This is a genomic window from Inquilinus sp. (assembly GCF_057815775.1).
The window spans coordinates 1-4,285 of the sequence record NZ_JBYRFX010000899.1 but is presented as its reverse complement, the minus strand read 5'-3'; the positions used below and the strand labels follow the sequence as shown (position 1 = coordinate 4,285).

The 4,285-nt window shown below is 64.9% G+C and carries 2 protein-coding genes; both read left to right on the top strand.

The features are described 5' to 3' along the window. The coding region (locus AC3XYG_RS32265) for a calcium-binding protein (protein ID WP_489143985.1) at window positions 1-1,368 on the top strand (1,368 nt) is incomplete at its 5' end. A gap of 718 nt (window positions 1,369-2,086) precedes the next feature. Then, on the top strand, window positions 2,087-4,285 hold a 2,199-nt coding region (locus AC3XYG_RS32260), incomplete at its 3' end, for a beta strand repeat-containing protein (RefSeq protein ID WP_489143984.1).

The window sequence follows — 4,285 nt, the reverse complement described above, 5'->3', positions numbered from 1 at the left end:
GGCGAGGCCGAGGGCGACACGCTGGTCAACATCAGCAATGTCATCGGCACATCCGCCGCCGATGTCCTGGTCGGATCCGCCGTCATCAATGTGCTGCAGGCCGGGGGCGGCGACGACTTTCTCCAGGGTGGCGCCGGCGCGGACACGCTGGACGGCGGCGACGGCAATGACACTGCCAGCTATGCCGGCAGCAGTGTGGCCGTGACCGTCAGCCTGACCAGCCACACCGGCAGCGGTGGCGACGCCCAGGGCGACACGCTGGCCAGCATCGAGAATTTGATCGGCTCGGCTTTCAACGACAGCCTCTACGGCGACGCCGGCGCCAACATTCTGACCGGTGGCGCCGGGGCCGATTATCTCGATGGCCGCGATGGCATCGACACCGCGGACTATTCCGCGTCGTCCACCGGCGTCACGGCCAGCCTGACCGGCACCAGCCACGGCGGCGACGCCGAGGGCGACCGGCTGATCAATATCGAGAACATCGTCGGCTCGGCCTTCGCCGACAGCCTGACCGGCGATGCCGGCGCCAACACCCTGTCCGGCGGCGCTGGCAATGATGTCCTCCGCGGCGGCGCCGGGGCAGACCATCTCGACGGCGGCGCCGGCAGCGACACCATCAGCTATTCCGAAAGCAGCGTCGCGGTCACCATCAACCTCGCCACCGGCGCGGCGACCGGCGGCAACGCCCAGGGCGACGTCTTCGTCAGCATCGAGAACGTCAATGGCAGCCTGGGCAGCGACAGCCTGACCGGGGATGCCGGTGCCAACATCCTGCAGGGCCTGGCCGGCAACGACACCCTCCGCGGCGGGGCCGGCGCCGACCGGCTGATCGGCGGCGACGGCATCGACACCGTCACCTACACCGACAGCTCAGCCGGCGTGACAGTCAGCCTGACCAGCCGCGCCGGCAGCGGCGGCGACGCCCAGGGCGACTATATCGAGGCCGAGAATGTGAACGGCTCGAACTTCAGCGACGGGCTGTACGGCGACGCCGGATCCAACGTGCTGAACGGCTGGGCCGGCAAGGACGTGCTGCAGGGCGGCGGCGGTGCCGACCGTTTCGTGTTCTCCGCCGCCAGCCACACCGCCGCCGGTGCCAATGCCGACCGCATCACCGACTTCAGCCACGCCCAGGGCGACCGCATCGACCTGTCGGCGATCGACGCGCGCAGCAATGCCGCCGGCGACCAGGCCTTCCACTTCATCGGCAGCGCCGCCTACAGCTTCACCGCCGGTGAGCTGCACTACGCCTTCTCGGGCAGCACCACCATCATCGGCGGCGACATCAACGGCGACGGCGTCTCCGACTTCAACATCGTCCTCACCGGCACCATCGCCCTCGTCGCCGCCGACTTCGTGCTGTGACGTCCACCCCCTGTCAGCGGACAGCGACGATGCGCCCTAATTCGACCACAACTCACGCCTTCGTCATCACGAGGGCCAACCATCGGAGAGACAGATGACGACCATCAATCTGACATCGATCACCCCGATCGATGCATCCAGATCCTCTTTCAGTGGGAACAATCTATCGTTTGACAACGGTTTGGGCGCCGAAATACAAGATCAAAATGGAGATTCAATTTTTTCTAAAAAAAATGTACACAACTCCACTACTTCTGGTCATTACTATACCTTTGATAATACAGATTATTCTGATATTTCAGCATCTAATGATGAAAGATATATTCTATATAATTACTCATATACCTCCGGCGGGTCAGATACCGACACATCATATGGTAACGGAATTGTTCTGCTAGATACATATTCTGGGATAAGCACAGCACTCTATAGCGCAGCCAATCGTGGCAACTCACCTTATACATTGTCAGGGGATATCTCTCAGGATGGAAAATTTGCCTTAATTGTAACAAATAATCCCAATGTGTTCTATGATTATGGAATTGTCGATTATACTCAATATCATAATCAGCTCTTATTCCTAAAGGACTTGGAATTCGGCACGCAGACTCTGGTTTCGGTCAACAGCGACGAGCAGTTGGCGAACGCAGACTCCCATGACGCCAGCCTCTCCGCCAACGATCGATTTGTCTCCTTCACCAGCGCGGGGACGAATCTGGTGGCCACCGACACCAATGGGACGGACGATGTCTTCCTGCGCGACACCGTCCTCGGCACCACCACGCGAATCTCGATCGCCTCGGGTGGCGGGCAGGCAAACGGGGCGTCTTCCGCCAGCACCTCGGCCATATCGGCCGACGGCCGCTTCGTGACGTTCCAGAGCGATGCCACCAACCTGGTCACCGGCGACACCAATGGCGTGACGGACGTGTTCGTGCGGGACACGGTGCTGGGCACGACGACGCGGATTTCGCTCTCCTCGGACGGCGGTCAGGCAAACGGGTCTTCGTCCAACGCCTCGCTGTCCGGCGACGGCCGCTATATCGTCTTCGAAAGCGACGCCAGCAATCTCGTGGCCGGCGACACCAACGGGCACAGGGATATCTTCCTGCACGATCTGGTGACCGGCGTGACCGTCAGGCTGTCCCTCAATGCCGACGGCAGCCAGATGAGCTGGGACGCCATCGATGCAACGATCAGCACCGACGGCCACACCGTCGTGTTCAACGACGGGGGCGCCATCTACACGATCTCGCTGCTCGCGACGCAGGGGGCCGATTTTCTCCTCGGATCGCCGAGCGGCGAGAAGATGGAGGGATTCGGTGGCGATGACATCCTGGTCGGCGGCGCCGGGGCAGACCGGTTGGATGGCGGCACGGGAAGCGACACCGCCAGCTATATCGGCAGCACTGCCGGCGTGACCGTCGATCTCACATCCGGCGTCGGGACCGGCGGCGACGCCCAGGGCGACACGCTGGTTAACATCGAGAATCTGACCGGTTCCGCCTTCGATGATGCGCTGGGCGGCAACAGCGTGAACAATATCCTGACCGGCGGCGCCGGGGCGGACCGGCTGGATGGCGGCGCCGGCAACGACATCGCCAGCTATCTCGACAGCTCGGCCGGGGTGACGGTCAACCTGGCGACCGGCCAAGGCCATGGCGGCGACGCCGAGGGCGACACGCTGGCGAACATCGAGTTCATCCAGGGCTCGGCCTTCGCCGACAACCTGATCGGCAACGATGGGTTCAACCGACTGGCCGGCAAGGCCGGCGACGATATCCTCGAAGGCGGCGCCGGGGCCGATGAGCTGGATGGTGGCGACGGCAGCGACACGGCGAGTTATGCCGGCAGCAGCGCAGCGGTGAACGTCAGCCTGACCAGCCATGTCGGCCTTGGCGGCGACGCCCAGGGCGACACGCTGACCAGCATCGAGAACCTGATCGGGTCGGCCTTCAACGACTATCTCTATGGCGATGCTGGCGCCAACACCCTGGCCGGCGGCGCCGGGGCCGACTATCTTGACGGCCGCGACGGCGTCGACACCGCGGATTATTCGGCCTCCGCCACCGGCGTCAACGCGGCCCTGACCGGCACCAGTCATGGCGGCGACGCCGAGGGCGATCGCCTGGTCAATATCGAGAACATCCAGGGCTCGGCCTTCGCCGACACCCTGACCGGCGACGCTGGCGCGAACACCCTGTGGGGCGGCGCCGGCAACGATGCGCTCCAGGGCGCCGCCGGGGCCGACCAGTTGTCCGGGGATGCCGGCAACGATGTGCTCCAGGGTGGGGCCGGAGCCGACCGGCTGGACGGCGGTACCGGCAGCGACACTGCCAGCTATTCCGAGAGCAGCGTCGCGGTCACGGTCAACCTCGCCACGGGTGCTGCGACCGGCGGCAACGCCCAGGGCGACGTCTTCATCGGCATCGAGAACGTCAATGGCAGCCTGGGCAGCGACAGCCTGACCGGCGATGCCGGGGCCAACATCCTGCAGGGCCTGGCCGGCAACGACACCCTCCGCGGCGGCGCCGGGGCGGACCGGCTGAACGGCGGCGACGGCACCGACACCGACACCTACACTGACAGTTCAGCGGCCGTGACCATCAGCCTGACCAGCCGGGCCGGCAGCGGCGGCGACGCCCAGGGCGACTATATCGAAGCCGAGAATGTCAACGGCTCGAACTTCAACGACGGGCTGTACGGCGACGCCGGGTCCAACGTGCTGAACGGCTGGGCCGGCAAGGACGTGCTGCAGGGTGGCGGCGGGGCCGACCGCTTCGTGTTCTCCGCCGCCAGCCACACCGCCGCCGGCGCCAATGCCGACCGCATCACCGACTTCTCCCACGCCCAGGGCGACCGCATCGACCTGTCGGCGATCGACGCCCGCAGCAACGCCGCCGGCGACCAGGCCTTC